General features: G+C 69.3%; 15 protein-coding genes. 4 read left to right on the top strand and 11 right to left on the bottom strand.

Annotation, left to right across the window (positions count from 1 at the left end; all coding sequences use genetic code 11):
• The first annotated feature begins 123 nt into the window (after nucleotides 1-123).
• Entirely contained in the window at nucleotides 124-360 is a 237-nt protein-coding gene (locus D7W79_RS10210) for a helix-turn-helix domain-containing protein (RefSeq protein WP_043321491.1), read from the top strand.
• 48 nt (nucleotides 361-408) lie between these two features.
• Here D7W79_RS10210 and D7W79_RS10205 read toward each other — a convergent pair whose 3' ends face one another.
• From D7W79_RS10205 to D7W79_RS10185, 5 genes are all read right to left on the bottom strand, one after another.
• The gene (locus D7W79_RS10205; protein WP_120525163.1) at nucleotides 409-1281 is read right to left on the bottom strand and encodes a MaoC family dehydratase; all 873 of its coding nucleotides are present in this window, start codon (nucleotides 1279-1281) and stop codon (nucleotides 409-411) included.
• Nucleotides 1282-1333: 52 nt separating this feature from the next.
• Entirely contained in the window at nucleotides 1334-2569 is a 1236-nt protein-coding gene (locus D7W79_RS10200) for a sigma-54 interaction domain-containing protein (protein WP_120525162.1), read from the bottom strand.
• A 48-nt stretch (nucleotides 2570-2617) separates the two neighbouring features.
• Nucleotides 2618-4372, bottom strand: a complete 1755-nt coding sequence (locus tag D7W79_RS10195) for a hypothetical protein (protein WP_147441874.1) — start codon at nucleotides 4370-4372, stop codon at nucleotides 2618-2620.
• A gap of 189 nt (nucleotides 4373-4561) precedes the next feature.
• Complete coding sequence (locus D7W79_RS10190) at nucleotides 4562-6796, bottom strand: hypothetical protein (protein ID WP_244221692.1); 2235 nt, start codon at nucleotides 6794-6796, stop codon at nucleotides 4562-4564.
• Nucleotides 6793-9153 carry an FdhF/YdeP family oxidoreductase gene (locus D7W79_RS10185; protein ID WP_120525160.1) on the bottom strand — a complete coding sequence of 787 codons (2361 nt, stop codon included), beginning with the start codon at nucleotides 9151-9153 and terminating at the stop codon, nucleotides 6793-6795. Before D7W79_RS10185 ends, D7W79_RS10190 begins: the two co-directional genes overlap by 4 nt.
• Before the next feature lie 180 nt (nucleotides 9154-9333).
• Here D7W79_RS10185 and D7W79_RS10180 point away from each other — a divergent pair, with 180 nt between their 5' ends.
• Together D7W79_RS10180 and hutU are read left to right on the top strand one after the other, a co-directional pair.
• Nucleotides 9334-9765: a hypothetical protein gene (locus D7W79_RS10180; protein WP_120525159.1), complete on the top strand. Its 432-nt coding sequence runs from the start codon at nucleotides 9334-9336 to the stop codon at nucleotides 9763-9765.
• Nucleotides 9766-9893: 128 nt separating this feature from the next.
• A complete protein-coding gene (gene hutU, locus D7W79_RS10175) occupies nucleotides 9894-11549 on the top strand; it encodes a urocanate hydratase (protein WP_120525158.1) in 1656 nt (551 codons plus the stop codon).
• A gap of 100 nt (nucleotides 11550-11649) precedes the next feature.
• On the opposite strand, the gene D7W79_RS10170 is transcribed toward hutU, so the two are convergent.
• From D7W79_RS10170 to D7W79_RS10145, 6 genes are all read right to left on the bottom strand, one after another.
• Nucleotides 11650-12915, bottom strand: coding sequence for a GNAT family protein (locus D7W79_RS10170; RefSeq protein WP_120525157.1), 1266 nt, complete (start codon nucleotides 12913-12915; stop codon nucleotides 11650-11652).
• Nucleotides 12912-14009 (bottom strand): DUF3419 family protein, encoded by a 1098-nt coding sequence (locus D7W79_RS10165; protein ID WP_120525156.1) that lies wholly within the window; start codon nucleotides 14007-14009, stop codon nucleotides 12912-12914. The genes D7W79_RS10170 and D7W79_RS10165 overlap by 4 nt, the downstream gene beginning before the upstream one ends.
• A gap of 17 nt (nucleotides 14010-14026) precedes the next feature.
• Nucleotides 14027-14761, bottom strand: coding sequence for an iron-containing redox enzyme family protein (locus tag D7W79_RS10160; RefSeq protein ID WP_120525155.1), 735 nt, complete (start codon nucleotides 14759-14761; stop codon nucleotides 14027-14029).
• Complete coding sequence (locus D7W79_RS10155; RefSeq protein WP_120525154.1) at nucleotides 14758-15411, bottom strand: hypothetical protein; 654 nt, start codon at nucleotides 15409-15411, stop codon at nucleotides 14758-14760. The genes D7W79_RS10160 and D7W79_RS10155 overlap by 4 nt, the downstream gene beginning before the upstream one ends.
• 3 nt (nucleotides 15412-15414) lie before the next feature.
• The gene (gene speD, locus D7W79_RS10150) at nucleotides 15415-15804 is read right to left on the bottom strand and encodes an S-adenosylmethionine decarboxylase (RefSeq protein WP_120525153.1); all 390 of its coding nucleotides are present in this window, start codon (nucleotides 15802-15804) and stop codon (nucleotides 15415-15417) included.
• Between the two features lie 72 nt (nucleotides 15805-15876).
• Complete coding sequence (locus tag D7W79_RS10145) at nucleotides 15877-17079, bottom strand: GNAT family N-acetyltransferase (protein WP_120525152.1); 1203 nt, start codon at nucleotides 17077-17079, stop codon at nucleotides 15877-15879.
• Nucleotides 17080-17564: 485 nt separating this feature from the next.
• On the opposite strand from D7W79_RS10145, the gene D7W79_RS10140 reads away from it, so the two are divergent.
• On the top strand, nucleotides 17565-18332 hold the full coding sequence (locus tag D7W79_RS10140; RefSeq protein WP_120525151.1) for a hypothetical protein: 768 nt from the start codon (nucleotides 17565-17567) through the stop codon (nucleotides 18330-18332).
• Nucleotide 18333: the final 1 nt, after the last annotated feature.

Here is an 18333-nt window from a genome sequence, read left to right as displayed (position 1 = left end):
GTGGGCTCGGAGATGTGTATAAGAGCCAGTCCCGGGGGAGCGCTCCCCGGCCGGGCCGCCGTCCACGAGGGGGGCGTGTGGGATTCAAGTGACGCGAGGGCCGGATGGCGCCATGCTCGGGGGATGACACAGAGTCGGAGAGAGCGGGCCGAAGCGCTTGGCGCCGCGCTGAAGGCAGCGCGGCAGCAGGCGGGGCTCTCCATGGAGGAAGTCGCCGAGCATCTGGAACTGGGCGTGGAAGTCCTGGCCCGCGTCGAGCGAGGGGTGATGGTCCCCACCATCCCCACGCTGAGCCGGCTGTGCGCCCTGATGAAGCTGGACCCGGACAGCCTGCCGGACCTCCCGGAGCTCAGTGACTGACGCGGCTGGCGGGCCCCTCTCCGGCCCGCCGGCGCGTCGCCCGTCCCTTCAGCCCAGCCGCCCCACCAGGTGCGGCTTCCCCTCCTCCGACAGCACCCGGAACGCCACGCCCGCGGACTCGCGAGCCGTCTGGAACGTCACCCGGGAGGGCAGGAAGAGGGGCTTCTTGAAATCACAATCCAGGCGCAGCGCGTCCGCATGGGCCGCTTCGCCCAGCTCCGCCACGCACCTCGCGAGCGTCCACATGCCGTGCGCGATGGCGCGCGGGAAGCCGAAGGGCTTCGCGGTGATGGCGGTGAGGTGGATGGGGTTGAAGTCGCCGGAGGCCCGCGCGTAGCGGCGTCCGGTGTCCGCGGGGATGCTCCAGGACGCAGGCCGGCTGGACGCGAAGCGCGAGTCCTCGGGAGGCGGGGCCTTGCGCGTGCCGTCCTTGTCCTTCCGGGGTCCATCGCGGCGCAGCATGGTGCTGACGGCCTCCCACAGCAGCTCGCCCGTGTCCTGGGCCTCCACGCGCGTCTGGATGTCGAACTCGTGGCCGGCGGGCACTTCGCGCAGGCCGTCGAAGCGGCAGGCCACGGTGAGCGCGGTGGTGTCCGGCAGGCGGCGGTGCTGCTGGAGGTGGTTGCGCACGTGCACGATGCCCAGCGCGGAGTACGGGAAGTCGGGCAGGCCCAGGAGGCTCATGTGCAGCGGCGTCGCGAGCACCTGCGGGTACGTGAGCGGCAGGAAGCCGTCGGCGTCGAAGCCGCACGTGGTGCGGTAGCGCTCCAGCAGCGCGGGCGACGCGCGGCAGCCGTGGACCCGCAGCGTCAGGTCCGGCAGCGCGGTGCTGCCCCGGGACTTCCCGAAGGGAACGGCCGCGCGCAGGAGCGTGGCGGGCATCGACGGGAGCGCGTGCAGGTCGAGGATGGGAGCGGACATGCGGCGGATTCTCCGACACCCGCCCGCGCCGCGCGCGGGATTTGTGAGCGCGTCAGCTCTTGAGGCCGTGTCTGCGCAGGAGCCGGTACAGGTAGACGCGGTCCATGTCCGCGGCGGCCGCGGCCTGGGACACCTTGCCGCCGTGCAGCTTGAGGAGCGCTTCGATGTAGTCGCGCTCGAAGGACTCCAGCGCCCGGCGCCGCGACTCCGCGTACGTCAGCAGGGGGTCCACCGCGCGAGAGGCGGGGACCAGGGGACTCGCGACGTCGGGCGCCGTGGGGAGCAGCGCGTCCTGGAAGACGAGGCAGCGCTCCAGGTGGTTGCGCAGCTCGCGCACGTTGCCCGGCCAGGGGGCGCGCTGGAGCCGCGCGAGGAAGTCCGGCGTGGTGAACTTCGCCTGTTGCTCGGGCGTGGCGCCCAGCCCCGCGAGGATGCGCTCGACGATGAACGGGATGTCCTCCGTGCGCTCGCGGAGTGAAGGGATGGAGATGCCCACCACGGCGAGGCGGAAGTAGAGGTCCGCGCGGAAGCGGCCCGCCTGGACCTCCTGGCGCAGGTCGCGGTGCGTGGCCGCGATGACGCGCACGTTGACCGCCTGGTACGTGTTGGAGCCCAGGCGGCGGATCTCCCGGTTCTCCAGCACGCGGAGGAGCTTCGGCTGGAGCTCGGCGGGGAGCTCGCCGATTTCATCCAGGAAGATGGTGCCGCCGTCGGCCTCCTCGAAGGCCCCCACGCGACGCTGGATGGCGCCGGTGAAGGCTCCCTTCTCGTGGCCGAACAGCTCGCTTTCCAGGAGGTTGGCCGGGAGCGCGCCGCAGTCCACGACGAGGAAGGGCGCGTTCGCGCGGGCTCCGGCGCGGTGGATGGCCTGCGCCGCGCGGCTCTTGCCGGTGCCCGTCTCCCCTTCCAGCAGCACCGTGGCGTTGCACGCGGCCGCGCATGCCATGCGCTCGAAGCTGGCCCGCGTCGCGGCGGAGGTGGCCACCAGGTCTCCGAAGGTCGCCCGCTCCGGCAGGGCCGCCGGACCGGACTCCTTCGCCGGCTCCGGCTCCACCTGCATCGGGAGGGCTGACGGAGCGTCCCTCGGCTCCGAGGGGCTCTGGATCCGCTCGAGCCCATGTCCTCCTGCCGCGCCGCCGCGCCCCCTTGCTCTCGACTGACGCCACCGGACCCCGTCCACGTACGTCCCCGGACGCTCATCCGGGGCTCGCGCGCGCGCCCCCTTCTGCTCCGGCTTCATCTCGCAGTGGAAACGCGACACGGCGGACTCCTCGTTCGACAGGTTCATTGAGGACACGGTTCCCCCCGGGACCAGTGGCGTGTGGTGGACCGCGCTTCAGTAGGCGCGGAGGATCTTCAGGCGCCAGCCTTGCGGCCACAGCTCGTCGTAGCGGCCGCGGTAGCCGCTGTAGTCCGAGTCGTACAGCTGGGACTCGCTGGCGGTGCTCGGACGCCACACCGCCGTGTAGAGCGTCTGGCCGTTCACCACGTACGGCTCCAGCAGCTTCAGGCGCCAGCCCTGCGGCCACAGCGAGTCATACGTCGCGCGGTAGGACGCGTACGTGACGCCGTACACCTGCACCTCGCCCTCGGTGCTCGGACGCCAGACGGCCGTGTAGTAGGTCTGCCCGTTCACCACGTACGGCTGGAGCAGCTTCAGCCGCCAGCCCTGCGGCCAGAGCGAGTCATACGTCGAGCGGTAGGACGCATACGTCGCGCCGTAGAGCTGGATCTCCCCTTCCGTGCTCGGGCGCCAGACGGCCGTGTAGTACGTCTGCCCGTTCACCACGTACGGCTGGAGGATCTTCAGGCGCCAACCCTGCGGCCACAGCTCGTCGTACTTCGCCCGGAAGGCCGTGTACGTGGCGCCGTAGAGCTGGAACTCTCCTTCCGTGCCCGGGCGCCAGACGGCGTTGTAGAGCACCTGCGTACCCACCACGTACGGCTGCAGCGTGTGCAGGCGCCAGCCCTGCGACCAGAGCTGATCATACTTCTCGCGGTACTCCGTATAGGTGCGGGCGTAGGCCTGGAGCTCCGACTGCGTGCCCGGCTCCCAGACGGCGGTGAAGGTGCCCGGCAGGTTGGGGACGCCCACGTCCGTGTACTGGGTGATGCGGCACGCGGAGGTGTTGGGCAGCGGCACCTCGTTGCGGCGCAGCGCGCAGGCCCGGATGGCGGCGGCGGCGCTCGCGTTGTTCGCGTCGTAGTACGTGGAGCCCGGCGTCATCCAGATGGGCGACGCGGGCGAGTGCGGGTTCTTCGCCACCTCCGACGTCGCGGTCGCGCGGATGCCCAGGTCCAGCGCCACGCCGTCGTCGTAGCCCAGCTGGTTGTTCGTGCCCATGCGGTGGCAGCCCAGGCACACGTTGCCGGCGACCTCCACCTTGTAGGCCTTCCACGTCGCGAAGTCCGCGCCGATGAAGCGGTAGGGCTGGTCGTGGTTGAAGCCGTAGTCGCCCGCGCCCGGCAGCTTGTTCACGCCCGTCACCTGCGTGAGGTACGGCGAGCGGATGAGCGCCCCGTTGTCATGGCAGCGCACGCACCGGATGGACGCCGTGTCCGCGGGCGTCTTCCAGCTCCACGCGCCCGTGCCCTTGGAGGGGGCCTTCACGTCCGCGCCGTAGAGCGTGCCCAGCGCCTGGTAGAAGCAGGTGGCGCCGTTCTTCTTGTTCGTCTGGATGACGGCGATGTCGCCGTAGTAGTTCGCCGCGTTCCCCTGCTTGCGGCAGTGCGCGACGATGGACACGTCCGCCGTGTCCTTCAGCACCTGGAAGCGGCTGCCCGGATCACACTGCTCGTTGAGCCGGTTGGGCCGGTCACACTTGCCGTTGACGTGGTTCGTCGTGGGCACCACCGTGCCCAGCTCGCAGTTGAAGTCCGGCACCGTGGCGCCGATGGCCGCGTCGCACTTGGCCGCGTACTGCTCCAGCGTGTCCGACAGCGCCGACGACTGCTGCGCGAGGACGGGCGCGTCGGAGGACGACACGAGCCGGTGCTCGGCGTTCATTCCGGTGCCCTCGCCACACGCACCCAGTCCGGCCGTGACGGCCAGGCCCAGGAGGGCCCACGCCGCACGCAACGAAGTCTTCATGATGAATGCCTCTGTCTTCCCTGGAGACACGGCGACGATGCGCGCGTGGAGGCATGCCATCCCGTCAGCCGACGGACGGACCCGTGGCCCGGGACCCCTCCCGGGCATGTGTTCCAGCACCCCTCATCCGCCTTTACGCCGGGGCTTCTGGATATTCCCGGACAATTCCCGGGGCTTTTTTCCAGGGGGTCAGCGGACCGTGAGGTCCACCACGAACTCCGCGGCGCTGTCCCCCTCGCGCGCCGCCTCCACCACGTCGGGCCGCTCGTCGCCCACCCACAGGCCCAGCACGTCGTACACCAGCCACTGCGCCAGGGACCGGGACGCCCCCTGCGCGGCGTCGCGCGGCACGCCGGACAGGGCGCCCTGCGTCTCCATCAGGGCCCGAGCCAGCCGCGCGGGCAGCACCCAGCACTCCGGACGCACGAAGGCGGGCACCAGGAAGAGGCAGAACGCGGCCTCCGTGCGGGTGAGCAGCGCGTCCAGGCGCTCACGGCCCAGGCGGAACGTGGGCAGCCACTGGCCCTCCCCGCGCTGCTCCAGCTTCGCCACCGGCACGCGGACGACGCGGCGCGTGCGCACGAAGCCCTCGCGCTCCACGGACACGACGAAGGCCACCTCCGTGCCCCCGTCCGGAGGCGGTGCCGGCTGTCGGCGCACGCTCATGGACAGCGACAGCGGCGAGGCCAGCAGCGAACCCAGGTCCGCCTGCACGCGCTCCAGCTCCGAGCGCAGCCCCTCGAGCAGCCCCGCGACCAGCTCCGACGTCTCCTCGCGGAAGCGCTGCGGATGGCGCTGGGCGGCGTCCGCCTCCACGCGTCCCACCGAGCCCACGAGCAGGTCCTCCAGGTCGCGGTCGCGCAGCCACGTGCGGCCGCCCACGGGCACCGCGCGCGTCGCGTGCAGGTGGCGCAGGGAGCCGGTCAGCGTCGTGGGCTCGGAGGACTCGGCAGGAGGCGCGTGCTTCCCCTGCCCTGCTCCGGCCTGGAGGAAGGCCTGGAGCGCGCGGGCGCGGAAGCGGGCCCGGGGGGACGGGTGCTCCATCAGGCGGCGCACCTGGCGCCGGTCCGTGGCGGTGCGCACCAGGGACAGCGTGGCCAGCTCCGCCTCCGACGAGGCCTCATCCGGCGCGCACCACAGGAGGAACTCGATGGCCGCCTTGCGCAGCACGGGCTTCCTGCCCATGCGCCAGGTCACCTCCTTGCGCCAGGCGACCAGCCCATCCAGGCCGGGCCGCGCGGGCGTGCGGAAGCGCGGCCACATCTCCGCGCACTCCTCCGCCAGCCACACCAGGTGCGTGAAGCCGGGCAGCGACTCCAGCTTCGCGCGGGCGCGGGCGCGCCGCTCGAAGGCCTCCGGCACGCCGCGCTGGATGGAGGCGCGGAACAGCCGCTCCTCCAGCCACAGGAGCGTGAGCGCCAACGCGGGCTCGGCCTTGCGCATCGTGGCCTGGCAGTGGTCGAGCACGAAGCGCGCGTGGCCCAGGTCGGCGGCCGTCTCGAAATCGCTCTGCACGAGCGCGCCCAGCGCCCCGCGCAGCCCGTCCACCGGGGGCGCGTCGAAGAGCGTGAGCAGGTCGCAGAGGTTCTCCACCACCGCGGGCGGCCCGCCGACCTCCACCGTGCGCGCCAGCAGGAGCCCCGCGCGCGAGCACCAGTCCGGCTCCTTGCGCCCGTTGGGGTAGCACGCGAGGAAGCCGCGCATGCCGCCGCGGCCATCCTCCGACGTGGCCAGCGAGAAGAGGCGCTCACCCAGCACCTCACTCGCCTCGCGCCAGGGGATGCGCGCGGCGCGGGTGCGGATGAAGTCGGTGAGCTTGTCGCGGCCGCCGTCGCGCGTGTCCGGGAGCAGCGCGCGCAGCTGCTCCAGCAGGTCCACGGACTTCGCCCCCGTGCCCATGACGTACTTGAGGTCCACCTCCACCGCGTCCTGGAAGCGCAGCGCGCGGCCGTCGTAGGTGCAGGGCACGCCGCGCACCAGCGTCGACAGCGCCTCCGGGTGGCGCTTGAGGTAGCGCGTCAGCACCGTGGACACGGTCACGGAGCTCTCGCGCTGGATGCGCTCGGCGTTCTCCGTATCGCCCGCGTCGCGGAGCGCCGTCACCGCGGCGTGCTGCCTCGCGAGCAACTGCTTCAGCAGGCCCGGGCGCGGGTCCTCGTAGGGCCAGAGCAGCTCGTTGAGGGTGGACAGCAGGAAGAGCAACTCCGCCGGGGTGCGCTCTCCGGGGGACAGCCGCTCCCACGCGGCGGCCTGGGCCCGGTTGCGCTCCTCCAGCGAAGCACCGCGCACCCAGCGGGCGAAGTCCTCGCGCCACTCCGCGCTCGAAGCCACGGCCTCCTGCGGCGCGGTCGCGGCGACGCGTGCGTGGAGGGCCTGGAGCGGCTCCGGCCAGGAGGCTTCAACCAACGGCTGCGACAGGCTCACCCGGACCTCGAAGGACTTGCCGGAACGAGGGCCTGGGCCACGGGGCTTGGCGCCACGGTGATGACCACGGACTTCGACGTGGGCGTGCGGCTCTTCTCCGCGAAGCTGTCCACGGGCACCAGCACGTTCGCTTCCGGGAAGTAGGTCGCCGCGCACTGGCGCGGGATGTTGTACGGCACCACCAGGAACTCGCGCGCCACCCGCGTCTCCCCCTGGAAGTGGCTGGTCAGGTCCACCTTCTGCCCCGCCGTCAGCCCGCGCTCCTTCACGTCCTCCGGGTGCAGGAACACCACGCGCCGCCCCTGGCGGATGCCCCGGTAGCGGTCGTCCAGGCCATACACGGTGGTGTTGTATTGATCATGCGAGCGCAGCGTCATCATCAACAGCTGCCCGGGCTCCAGCCGGTGGCGCGGCATTGGGTGCACCGTGAAGTGCGCCTTGCCGTCCTTCGTCGTGAAGCGCCCCTCGCGCGGACCGTTGGGCAGCGCGAACCCACCGGGCTCGCGCACGCGGCGATTGAAGTCCTCGAAGCCCGGGATGCACCGCTGGATGAGCTCGCGCACCCGGTCGTAGTCCTCCACCAGCGACAGCCACGGCACCTTCGAGCGCTCCCCCAGCACCGCCCGGGCCAGCCGGGCCACGATGACGGGCTCGCTGAGCAGGTGCTCGGACGCGGGGGCCACGGCGCCGCGCGACGCGTGCACCATCCCCATCGAGTCCTCCACCGTCACGAACTGCCGCCCCGCCGCCTGCACGTCGTGCTCCGTCCGCCCCAGGCACGGGAGGATGAGCGCGCGCTGGCCATGCACCAGGTGCGCGCGGTTGAGCTTCGTGGACACGTGCACCGTGAGCCGCGCACGCCTCAGCGCCCGCGCGGTGAACTCCGTGTCCGGCGTGGCCGACAGGAAGTTGCCCCCCATCGCGAAGAACACCTTCACGCGCCCTTCGTGCAGCGCCTGGAGCGTCCCCACCGTGTCCAGCCCGTTGTGGCGCGGCGGCGCGAAGCCGAACTCGCGCGCCAGCGCGTCCATGAACTCCGGCTTCGCGTGCTCCCAGATGCCCATGGTGCGGTCGCCCTGCACGTTGCTGTGACCGCGCACCGGGCACACGCCCGCGCCCTGCTTGCCGATGCTGCCGCGCAACAGCGTGAGGTTCACCACCTCCTGCACGTTGCCCACCGCGTTCTTGTGCTGCGTGAGCCCCATGGCCCAGCAGAAGATGGTGCGCTCGGAGCGCGCCAGGATGTCCGCCGCCGCTTCAATCTGGTCGCGCGGAACGCCGCTCTCCTCCACCACGTCGTCCCAGGACACCGTGGCCAGGTGCGCCACGTACGCGTCGAAGCCCTCCGTCTTGCCTTCGACGAAGGCCCGGTCCACCACCGTGCCCGGCGCCTTCGCCTCGCGCTCCAGCAGCGCCTTGCCCAGGCCCTGGAGCAGCGCCACGTCGCCGTTGATGCGCACCTGGAGGAACAGCTTGTTCAGCGCCGTGCCCGGGCCGAACAGGTGCAGCACCTCCTGCGGGTGCTTGAAGCGGTTGAGCCCCGTCTCCGGCAGCGGGTTGACGCTGACGATTTCACAGCCCCGGCGCGCGGCGGCCTGGAGCGCCGTCAGCATGCGCGGGTGGTTGGTGCCCGGGTTCTGCCCGATGACGAAGATGGCCTGCGCGTGGTCGAAGTCCTCCAGCGTCACCGACCCCTTGCCAATGCCAATCGTCTCCGTGAGCCCCTTGCCGCTGGACTCGTGGCACATGTTCGAACAGTCCGGCAGGTTGTTGGTGCCGAACTCCCGCACGAACAGCTGGTAGAGGAACGCGGCCTCGTTGCTCGTGCGGCCGGACGTGTAGAAGGCCGCCTCGTCCGGCGAGCCCAGCGCGTTCAACTCCTCCGCCACCAGCGCGAAGGCCTCGTCCCAGGACAGGGGCGTGTAGTGCGCCGCGCCCTCGCGCAGCACCATGGGGTGCGTGAGCCGGCCCGCCTTGCCCAGCCACAAATCCGACTGCTCCGCGAGCCGCGCCACGCTCCACTCGCGGAAGAACTCCGGCGTCACGCGCTCCTGCGTGCCCTCCTCCGCCACCGCCTTCGCGCCGTTCTCGCAGTACTCCTGCACGGAGCGGTGGGACGGATCCGGCCACGCGCACCCCGGACAGTCGAAGCCGTCATTCTGGTTGATCTTCCAGACGAGCTTGCCGCCGCGCCACGGGCCCGCTTCGGACAGCACGTGCTTGAACGCGCTCAACACCGCGGGCACCCCGCCCGCCACCGTCTTCACCGGCCCCACGTCCGGAGCCCGCGCCTCCAGCGGTGGCTGCGCCGCCGGCACCGCCAGTGCGTTCCCGCCCCCGTCCTGTTCCTGCTCCATGTCCCACCTCTTCGCGCGGCGGGACTCTACCGCGCCCGCGCCTTCCCGGCAGGCCCGGGGCCTCCGCCACCGCCATCCAGGTAAACCACTCTTTCAAGTCTGCCGGGGAGCGTGCAGGATGGATTTCACGCAGAGTGCCCCCCGGCGCTCCGCGTCACCCCCGCTGCAGGAGGCACCCCCATGAAGGCCTTCCGTTCCGCCGTCGTCGCCGCGCTGTTCCTGTCCCTCCCCGCCCTGGCCGCTCCGGTGGTCCACAGCATCTGGTCCAGCCACGGCATCTACGTCTTCGACAACACCGGCCACTACAACGTGACCAGCTCCAACACCGTCATCAGCTGGAACCAGTCCACGAACACCGCGTTCGCCAACTTCCACGGCTTCGCGGGCGGCAACGAGTACGACTTCGAGCTGGTGGGTTCGCCCGCGAGCGCGACCAGCGCCTTCGACATCACCGGGCTGTGGAACATCCGCCGCAACGGCTCGCTCATCTGCACCGGCTGCCAGGGCACCGCGTACGGCCTGGACCAGCCGGTGGGCAGCTACATCAAGTTCTACGACGCCACCAACGTGTTCCACTTCAGCGCCTACGTGGACGCGCGCAAGGACTACTGACGCACGGCGTCCAGTGGGGCACGGGGCGACGCCGTCCATGCACGGCAGTCCCCCGCGGCCCCGGGGCTTCGGTTAGGGTGCCCGCCCGAGCGCCCCTTCCTGGCGCCCCCTTTCCAGGAGTCTTCCGCATGTCCCGCATCATCCGCGCCTCTCGCGGCACCACCCTCTCCTGCAAGGGCTGGGTGCAGGAGGCCGCGCTCCGGATGCTGATGAACAACCTCGATCCGGAGGTGGCCGAGCAGCCCGGGGACCTGGTCGTCTACGGCGGCACCGGCAAGGCCGCCCGGGACTGGCCGTCCTTCGACCGCATCGTCTCGAGCCTCCAGAGCCTCACGGACGAGGAGACGCTGCTCGTGCAGTCCGGCAAGCCCGTGGGCATCCTGCGCACGCACCCGGACGCGCCGCGCGTGCTCATCGCCAACTCCAACCTTGTGGGCCACTGGGCCAACTGGGAGCACTTCCACGAGCTGGAGAAGAAGGGCCTGATGATGTACGGCCAGATGACGGCCGGCTCGTGGATCTACATCGGCACGCAGGGCATCCTGCAGGGCACCTACGAGACCTTCGCCGCCGCGGGCCGCTTCCACTTCGGCAGCGAGGACCTGGCCGGCCGCCTCATCCTCTCCGGCGGCCTGGGCGGCATGGGCGGCGCGCAGCCCCTGGCCGCGACCATGAACAACGCCGTGTTCCTGGGCGTTGAAATCGACCCGCACCGCGCCCAGCGCCGCGTGGAGACGCGCTACCTGGACGTCGTGGCCAAGGACCTGGATGAGGCGCTGGCGCTGGCGAAGGACGCGCAAGCAAAGCGCGTGGGCCGCTCCATCGCCATCATCGGCAACGCGGCGTCGGTGTTCCGGGAGCTGTACAAGCGCGGCATCAAGCCGGACCTCGTGACGGACCAGACGAGCGCGCATGATCCGCTCAACGGCTACATCCCCACGGACCTGTCGTTGGAGGCCGCCGCGGAGCTGCGCAAGCGCGACCCGGAGGGCTACGTGAAGCGCGCCCGCGAGTCGATGATCATGCACGTGCAGGCCATGAACGACTTCCAGGCCGCCGGCAGCCACGTCTTCGACTACGGCAACAACCTGCGCGGCCAGGCGAAGGTGGGCGGGATGCAGAACGCCTTCGAGTTCCCCGGCTTCGTGCCCGCGTACATCCGCCCGCTGTTCTGCGAGGGCCTGGGGCCCTTCCGCTGGGTGGCGCTGTCCGGAGACCCGGAGGACATCCGCCGCACGGACCGCGCGGTGCGCGAGCTCTTCCCCCAGAAGGCGTCGCTCAACCGCTGGCTGGACATGGCCCAGGAGCGCGTGGCGTTCCAGGGCCTGCCCGCGCGCATCTGCTGGCTGGGCTACGGCGAGCGCGCCAAGGCGGGCCTCGCCTTCAACGAGCTGGTCCGCAAGGGCGAGGTGAAGGCGCCCATCGTGATTGGGCGCGACCACCTGGACTGCGGCAGCGTGGCGTCCCCCAACCGCGAGACGGAGGCCATGAAGGACGGCTCGGACGCGGTGGCGGACTGGCCCATCCTGAACGCGCTGGTGAACGCGGTGAACGGCGCGTCGTGGGTGTCGTTCCACCACGGCGGCGGCGTGGGCATGGGCTACTCGCTGCACGCGGGCCAGGTCATCGTCGCGGACGGCACGCCGGAGGCCGCGCGCCGCATCGAGCGCGTGCTCACGTCCGACCCGGGCATGGGCGTGCTGCGCCACGCGGACGCGGGCTACCCGGAGGCCATCGACGTGGCGAAGGAACGCGGCGTGCGCATCCCCGGCCTGACCGCCTGAACGACGAATCACAGGTCACGGGAACACGGCTGCCCCTCGCGCGCCGAGGGGCAGGTCTTGCGCGAGCGTCTCCACTTCGACGCTGAGCGTTCGCCCGGCATCAGGCTTCCGCCGGCTCCTGCCTCGACTCCACGGCAGGAGTACCCGCGTCCGCATTCACATCCGTCGGCGCGGGAACGCCCGGCCGCTTCCTGCGCGCTGCCGGTTGCTCGATGTGGAGCAGATGCGGGATCAGCCCGCCTAGCAGGCGATGCACCATGGCCTGCTGGAAGCGAGCCAGCATCACGGAGCCGTCCAGCACCGCGCCGAAGCCCTGTTTGACGAAATACGAGGTGAGCCCCAGGTCCACCTCGCCGGCCCCGGCGTCGAGGCAGGTGGCGATCTCCGACCACAGCAGCTGGTGATACAGCCGTGCCCCATCGCTGACCGTATAGTCCAACCCGATGTACGCGGGGCTGGCGACGCCGTCAGCAACCCGCGTAAGGATGAAGCCCACCATCTGACCGGACGAGCCACGGGCGACTGTCATACGACAGCCAGGAAGCCGCAGCAGCTGGCGGAAGAATTCGAGTGGCACGGGCTCCCGCTGCACTTCCTTGGCGCGACGCGACACGTTCAGGAACAGCGCATAGGCTTCCTCGAGATGGTCGAGCGGCCGTGCGGCCACCTCGAGGCGCAGCCCGTGCTCCGCCGCGAGCCCGGGCATCTTCCGGATGAACGCCCGCACCTTCCGATTCAGTGAGGCGTAGTGAGCCCCGGCATCGCCGTGGGAGCGGACCGAGGCGATCGGCAGCCCCTGGACGCGCCGGAACCCGGCGCTCTCGAACTGGAGGGCCAGCGCGCCAGAGACAGGATCGCTGTCGAGCACATCGCGGAACAGCAGGAGGTGCGCCCGGGGGAAGGCGGCCTTCGCCGCGCGTTGCACCAGGCGGCAGAATGCGTCGGGCTCCACGGCCCCGGCCTCATGCCACCAGTGGGCGCCGCTGGTGTCCATCGTGCCCACGGTGGCCACGCGAATTCGTAGGAAGCCGGGCACGATGCGCCTGACCCAGCCAACCGCCGCCTTCACTCGAGGCGACGCGAACATCGTGGAATCGAGGACGTCCTCATTCAGCAGGAACTGGGCGACCACCTGCTCGCCACGCCGCACCTCCACATAGCGGCATCTCCGTTCAGGGTAGGCGTGCTCGAGCGCTTGCAGGAAGCCGGTGTCCTTCAGTGGATGGCGAAGGGCCCCGCGTTCATCCCACAGGGCGTGATGCCAGTCGGTGGCCGTGGAGACCAGCCGGACGTGGAGCTCGCCGTCGGCGAACGCGGGCGTTTCAGCATCCGCCGCGGCGAGGGTCGCTGGGGCCTGGGCGCTCACGCTCGGTCGACTCGATCCGGAGCGACCTGGTACGAGTGGATGTGCCACAGGCCCGTGGTCTCGCGGTCGACGATGCCCTTGTATCGGTCGGAGACGTCGACATAGCCGGTCAAGTCGGGTTTGACCAAACGCACATGGCCGCGGATGACGGCAAGGCCGCCGCGACGCATGTGTGAATGCGCCAGCTGCAGGCACCGTGCGGCCAGATCGTCGGGGAGGAACGACGGCACGTCCGACAGCGACAGGAAGTCGATGCCGCCGCCGGTCGCGCCGAAGGATTGCAACACATCGCCTTCCACGAACCGCACGTCGCAGTCTCGGATGTGCCGCTGCGCCTGCTCGTACACGTCAGCGCGGCACTCGATTGGCAGACCCTCCCGGTAGCGGATGCGGCCCAGGAAGATCAGCTGCAGGAAGAAACTCTCGCGCGCGGGCATGCCGGTGATCAGCCGGTCGAAGATGTCGGCGTAGATCCGGAAGTAGGACTTCGGAATATTCTTTTCCGGAAAATCGCCCTTATAGAGCAGCGAGTTGAGCGCGTTGGAGTTTCCGAGCAGGCCCAGCACTGCCTTCCACCGGAAGTGAGGAAACTCGTCGCGGAAGTACGCCGCTTGGGCAGCCACGCTGTCGTGCTCGAAGAGCCGGTCGCAGGCTGAGCCCAGCACCGCCCGCGTGACCTTCGACAGCATGATGAGCATGCGCTCGAATTTGCCCTCGTAGACGAGACATCCCCATTGGATGCGCTCCATCATCTGCTCGAGGACGGCCGCGTCGCGTGCTTCCAACGGCAGCCGCCGGAACAGCGCCTGGCGCTCCGAGGGGGCCATGTTGCCCGTGTAGCCCAGGAAGTCGCTGTAGACCGTGGCGTCTACCGTTCGCAAGAGGGCCAGCCGCAAGCGGGCGACCGCGAGCTGCTCGGGGGAGATGTCGACGCAGGTCACCCGGGCGGGCGCCTTGGCCAGCAAGGGCACGATGCGGCTGCCACAATCCGCGATGGCGAGCACGTGCTGGGCATGTGGCTGCAGCATGTCCATCTCCGCCTGCGCGTCCTCGTCGCCCAGCGTGTAGTTCAGGTGTTTGAAGTACGTGGTCATGATTGTCTTTCCGCCCGTCAGCCGGCCGTGCCGAAGAGGGCCTCACGCGCGGCGACATAGCGGCTCTTTTCGCCGCCCATCAGCTTCCGGAACTCGCCATGCACGGCATCGAGCATGCGGCCGGTGAGGCGCAGCGAGGTCTCCGCCGTCTCGGTGATCGCCTCCCAGTCCTCGTCCGTCTTCGCGACGCGCTCGATGACCGTGCGAACCTCTTCCGCATGCGCCTCGTCGATGCTCGAATGCGCCACGAAGAAGGTCAGCTGGCTGTCCTTCAACCCCAGTTGCTGCTTGACGCGGCCGACCAGCGGGTTGATGTGCTTGTACGAACTCTCCGCCCAGAAGCTGTAGCCCAGCCGGCGCACCGGATTGCCGCTGCGCGAAACCCAGTACAGGTAGGCGATCAGCGTCTCCGTCTCCGGCAATGGCTGCGGTGGCACCAGCGCTGCGCCTGTGCGGCCCAACGAGCGCAGGTCATGCAGCGCCATCAGCTCGTGGCCGGCCTCTTCCGCCGCGTGCTCGAAGCAGAACTTCATGTAGACCGGGTTCTCGTTATGGACGAGCCCCACCAGCGCCTGGTTGCGAGCGTTGTGCGCGGTGTAGTGGTAGGTCTCGAGCATGTAGATCATGTACAGCTCGGGCGTGAACTCCCCGGTGCGGATGGCCCTGGCCAGCGGCGATGCGCCGAGGACCTCGCTCCAGGTGGCGGTCACGCGCTCTTCGAGCGCCGCGAACTTCGAGTCTGTATTCATCATGGGGATGTGCTTTCTGGCTTGAACAGGGGATCTGCTGCGTGGAGGCGCTCGATCTGGCGTCCGGCGTGCTGGACGATTTCGTCGAACCGCGCCTGTAGGAACCAATAGCCCGCGCCTGGGCGCAGCGGCAGGGCCAGCGGCGTGTCGTGATTTGCTGTCAGGCCGAAGCGCGAGAAGACGCGCCGTTGTGGCAGCTTGGCCAGCGCGACGAAGCCGGCATGTTCACGGGCGGCCCAGCACAGCGCCCGGGCCAGCAGCAGCGTGGTGGGCAGCGTGCGGTACTCGTCGCTCCGCCAGGACACGAGACGGCTCAGCTCGATGTGGTTGCTGTACTCGCAGGTGTCCAACGCGTCACCGACCAGTTCGCTGGCTTCGAAGGCGAACGGCGTCATGCGTACGGTCGACAGGATCCGGCCGGACGGATCGCGCACGACGATGCTCGTGCTGCGTGCGGTCAGCGCGAGCCGGGCATCGAGCCCCCGGTGCGCGGCGTCGTTGAGATAGCCCTGTCCGTTGCCGTCGTAGAAGGTCTCCAGCAGGTTGGACACGGGACGCAACCGCGCGTCGCACGACGGAAGCAACTCGGCGGTCAGGCCTGTATGGCCAGTCAGCTCGTCGATGAAGGCGCCGATTTCTGGAGTGCTCGGCATGGGCTATCCCTCCAGGAGAACAGCCTCGGTGGCAGGCGGAGCCGCCGCCGCGATGACTGAGGAGCCACGTCCCTGGTAGCGGGCGACATGGTGTTCGCAGTCGAGCTGCTCCAGCAGTTCGAGGATGACCTCACTGGGCTCGCGGCCGCAGGTGAACACGTCGATCGCGATGTAACGCGACTCCGGATAGGTGTGGTAGGAGCAGTGCGATTCGGCCAGAAGGAAGATGCCGGTGACGCCACCGCCTTCACCAAACTTGTGGTCCAGAAAGCCAATCACACTGAAAGAGCGAAGCGCCTTGGCGAACAACTGCTGCAGTGCGACCCGGTTGAACAGCAGGTCGGACGAGCGCAACTTGGCGTCAATGAAATAATGATATCCGGTGTCATCCAAGACTGAAGTCTCCCTGGAGAAGGGTTGGGGTGATACGCGAAGCGGTGCAGCCACGACGCAGCCGCGGGCGCACTAACCCTGGCAGGCAGCGGTGAAACAGGGGTCCGCCAGCGCAGCCTCGTTGTGAACGGTGAGCGGCAGCGGCGTTTCGCGGAACAAGGAGCCAAACACCCACCGGATGAGCCAGCGGCCCCAGCGGTGGTTGGAATGCAGGCCCAACTGCAGGGGCTCGAAGATCGCGCCGGATTTTGCCTTCGCGTCGTAGGCGCTCTGGCCAAGGACGACGCAGCGCATGCCCCGGCGTTCGGCCTCCAGTACGGCACGGAAGATGACGTTGTAATAGACCGCCGTGTTCTGGGTCTGGGAGTAGTCCAACCCCAGATAGAGCGGCACCAACCGCTCCTCGTCGAACACCATGACAGCGGCGGCGATGAGACGGCCCTCCGTGTCCCGGCACGTCAGCAGCGCGCTGTTCCCGGCCAGCTCTTCATTGACGCGCGCAAGGAACTCCGGGGTCAGCTTTTCGAACTTGCTGATGCTGCGGTCATAGACCGCCAGGTACATCGCGTGGAACTCCGCGCTGAGGTGGCCATAGTGTTCCAGCACCTCCCATCGGTGGCCGGCCCGGTTGGACTCCGTCAGCGCGCTCTTGAACCGCTTGCGGTAATTCCTGCGCAGGGTGGAGGGAAACGGCAGCGAGCCGGGCAGCAGCGGAATGCGACTGGTTGGCAGCGAGGGGAACAGGCGGAAGCGGTGCCGGAAGGTCGCGGCGAACGACTCCGACGACGTATCAGGAATCTCCTTCACGATGGTGAAGTAGCAACCGGCGCGGCGCGCTTCCTCGCATAGCGCCGAGAACATGTGGTCGGCGACATCCCGCGCCGCCTCCGGCGCCAACGCAGGATCGATGGCCATGTGGTTTTCGCAGGTTGCGATTGGAGAGCCCACGAAGAACAGCTTGAGGAACAGGAGCGACGGAAACACCTTCCGCATCGCGGCAACCGCACGCCGAACCACTCCCGGCGCCAGTATCACGATGTCGACCTTGAAAACGAAACAGGCGGCCAGGCCTGAAAGCCGGCCGTCCCGGTGGACGGTGAGATAACGTATCTCAACCGCATCGAGCGCCGAGCGTTGCACGGCCTTCGTGAACACCCAGCTCTTGACCGTCAAACCATTGCCAATGATTCGGTCCCAATCCGAGCGGGGGATGTCATCGATGGAGCCGTGCCAGCGGACCGTGTGCGTTGCCGTGGTGTGTGTTGCTTCCTGCATAGACGTTCGCCCCCTGGTGACGTCCGGTGGTCACGAGTTCGCGAACTATCAAGTCAGCAATTCATCAAAGCAAAAAAAACACTCATCACAAGTCAGTGATTTGTCCTTGGAGTCAATTCCACCCGGTTGGCTGAGTTTGTCATGACCCATGAATGGGATGATTCAAACCCATCCACCATGCTGTTGCGCCAGACCCAGGCAGATCCGTCTTGCTTCAGGATGGGCCAGCGCAAGGCGTCAATTCCAAACCCCGCAATCCCTGCCAAAGCCAACGCCTGCGCCGGTGCAATGCGAGTCGCGGTCGAACGCGTGTGAGTGCTGTCTGTCCGCGCCGCCAGCCCCGGTCACTGGACGCGTCCCGTCACCCGGTCCATGCGCAGACAAGGCCGGACGGCGAGCGCCCCCGCGCCGTCCTTCTCCGGCTGGCACCCGGCGGCCCTCCCAATCCGATCGAAAATCGCGAGCGGTCGTCTAGAGTGCGCCGGATGCCACGACGCGTCCGAGCCTTCGTGATGACCGCGGTGATGGGGGTGCTCGCCGGCTGCACGCCCACCACCGCCGGGCCCATGGTGATGCGCCTGGGCCCGGGCATGCCCGACAGGAACTTCTTCCAGCTGGGCCTGCGCGCCGGCCCCCGCCTCAACGCTCCTCAGCTGTCCGCGCGTGGGTCGAACGGCCCCTTCCAGGGCGACGCGAAGCCCTTCCAGAACGAGCAGTGGGGCATCGACATCGACGGCTCCGTGACGGTGCCCGTGAGCGACCGGCTGTCCTGGCACCTGGGCCTGCAGGGCGAGTTCGTGGGGCTGCCCGTGCCCGCCTACGGCGTCTATACCGGGCTGTCGTACTACATCGGGTCGGAGCGGCTGGGGCTGGCCCCGGCCGTGGCCGTGCGGGGCGCGTCCGACTTCGGCCTGGGAAACGACGACAGCAAGAGCGGCGTGTTTGGTGACGGCAACAGCACTGTGTTCGGCCCCGCCACCAGCAGCCTGTTCGGCGTGGAGGCCAGCTGTGCGTTCACCGTGCAGCCGGAGCCCGGCATGTCGCTGGGCCTGGTGCCGTTCTTCAGCGTGCAGCAGTCGCTGGTGAACCCGGGCTCGCAGGTGACGACGTACTTCTACGGCGCCGTGGTGGCGGCGCAGATCAAGTTCGGCGAGTCGCGCACGAAGCTGGAGCTGTCCGGCGGCTTCGGCCGGGCGCACTCGGGTGACACGAGCTGGAATGCGCCCGTCATGGGCGCGCGCGGAGGACGCTGAG

It is taken from the genome of Corallococcus exercitus (assembly GCF_003611585.1).
Lineage (GTDB): Bacteria > Myxococcota > Myxococcia > Myxococcales > Myxococcaceae > Corallococcus > Corallococcus exercitus.
The sequence above is the reverse complement of the archived record's forward strand: the minus strand, read 5'-3'. Positions and strand labels throughout refer to the sequence as shown.

Excerpts from the sequence above, each read along its gene's own strand:
- D7W79_RS10185 (WP_120525160.1), bottom strand. The coding sequence starts at position 9,153 with ATGGAGCAGGAACAGGACGGGGGCGGGAACGCACTGGCGGTGCCGGCG.
- D7W79_RS10195 (WP_147441874.1), bottom strand. The coding sequence starts at position 4,372 with ATGAAGACTTCGTTGCGTGCGGCGTGGGCCCTCCTGGGCCTGGCCGTC.
- D7W79_RS10140 (WP_120525151.1), top strand. The coding sequence starts at position 17,565 with ATGCCACGACGCGTCCGAGCCTTCGTGATGACCGCGGTGATGGGGGTG.
- D7W79_RS10155 (WP_120525154.1), bottom strand. The coding sequence starts at position 15,411 with ATGCCGAGCACTCCAGAAATCGGCGCCTTCATCGACGAGCTGACTGGC.
- D7W79_RS10200 (WP_120525162.1), bottom strand. The coding sequence starts at position 2,569 with ATGAACCTGTCGAACGAGGAGTCCGCCGTGTCGCGTTTCCACTGCGAG.
- hutU (WP_120525158.1), top strand. The coding sequence starts at position 9,894 with ATGTCCCGCATCATCCGCGCCTCTCGCGGCACCACCCTCTCCTGCAAG.
- D7W79_RS10205 (WP_120525163.1), bottom strand. The coding sequence starts at position 1,281 with ATGTCCGCTCCCATCCTCGACCTGCACGCGCTCCCGTCGATGCCCGCC.
- D7W79_RS10180 (WP_120525159.1), top strand. The coding sequence starts at position 9,334 with ATGAAGGCCTTCCGTTCCGCCGTCGTCGCCGCGCTGTTCCTGTCCCTC.
- D7W79_RS10145 (WP_120525152.1), bottom strand. The coding sequence starts at position 17,079 with ATGCAGGAAGCAACACACACCACGGCAACGCACACGGTCCGCTGGCAC.
- D7W79_RS10160 (WP_120525155.1), bottom strand. The coding sequence starts at position 14,761 with ATGATGAATACAGACTCGAAGTTCGCGGCGCTCGAAGAGCGCGTGACC.
- D7W79_RS10210 (WP_043321491.1), top strand. The coding sequence starts at position 124 with ATGACACAGAGTCGGAGAGAGCGGGCCGAAGCGCTTGGCGCCGCGCTG.
- D7W79_RS10165 (WP_120525156.1), bottom strand. The coding sequence starts at position 14,009 with ATGACCACGTACTTCAAACACCTGAACTACACGCTGGGCGACGAGGAC.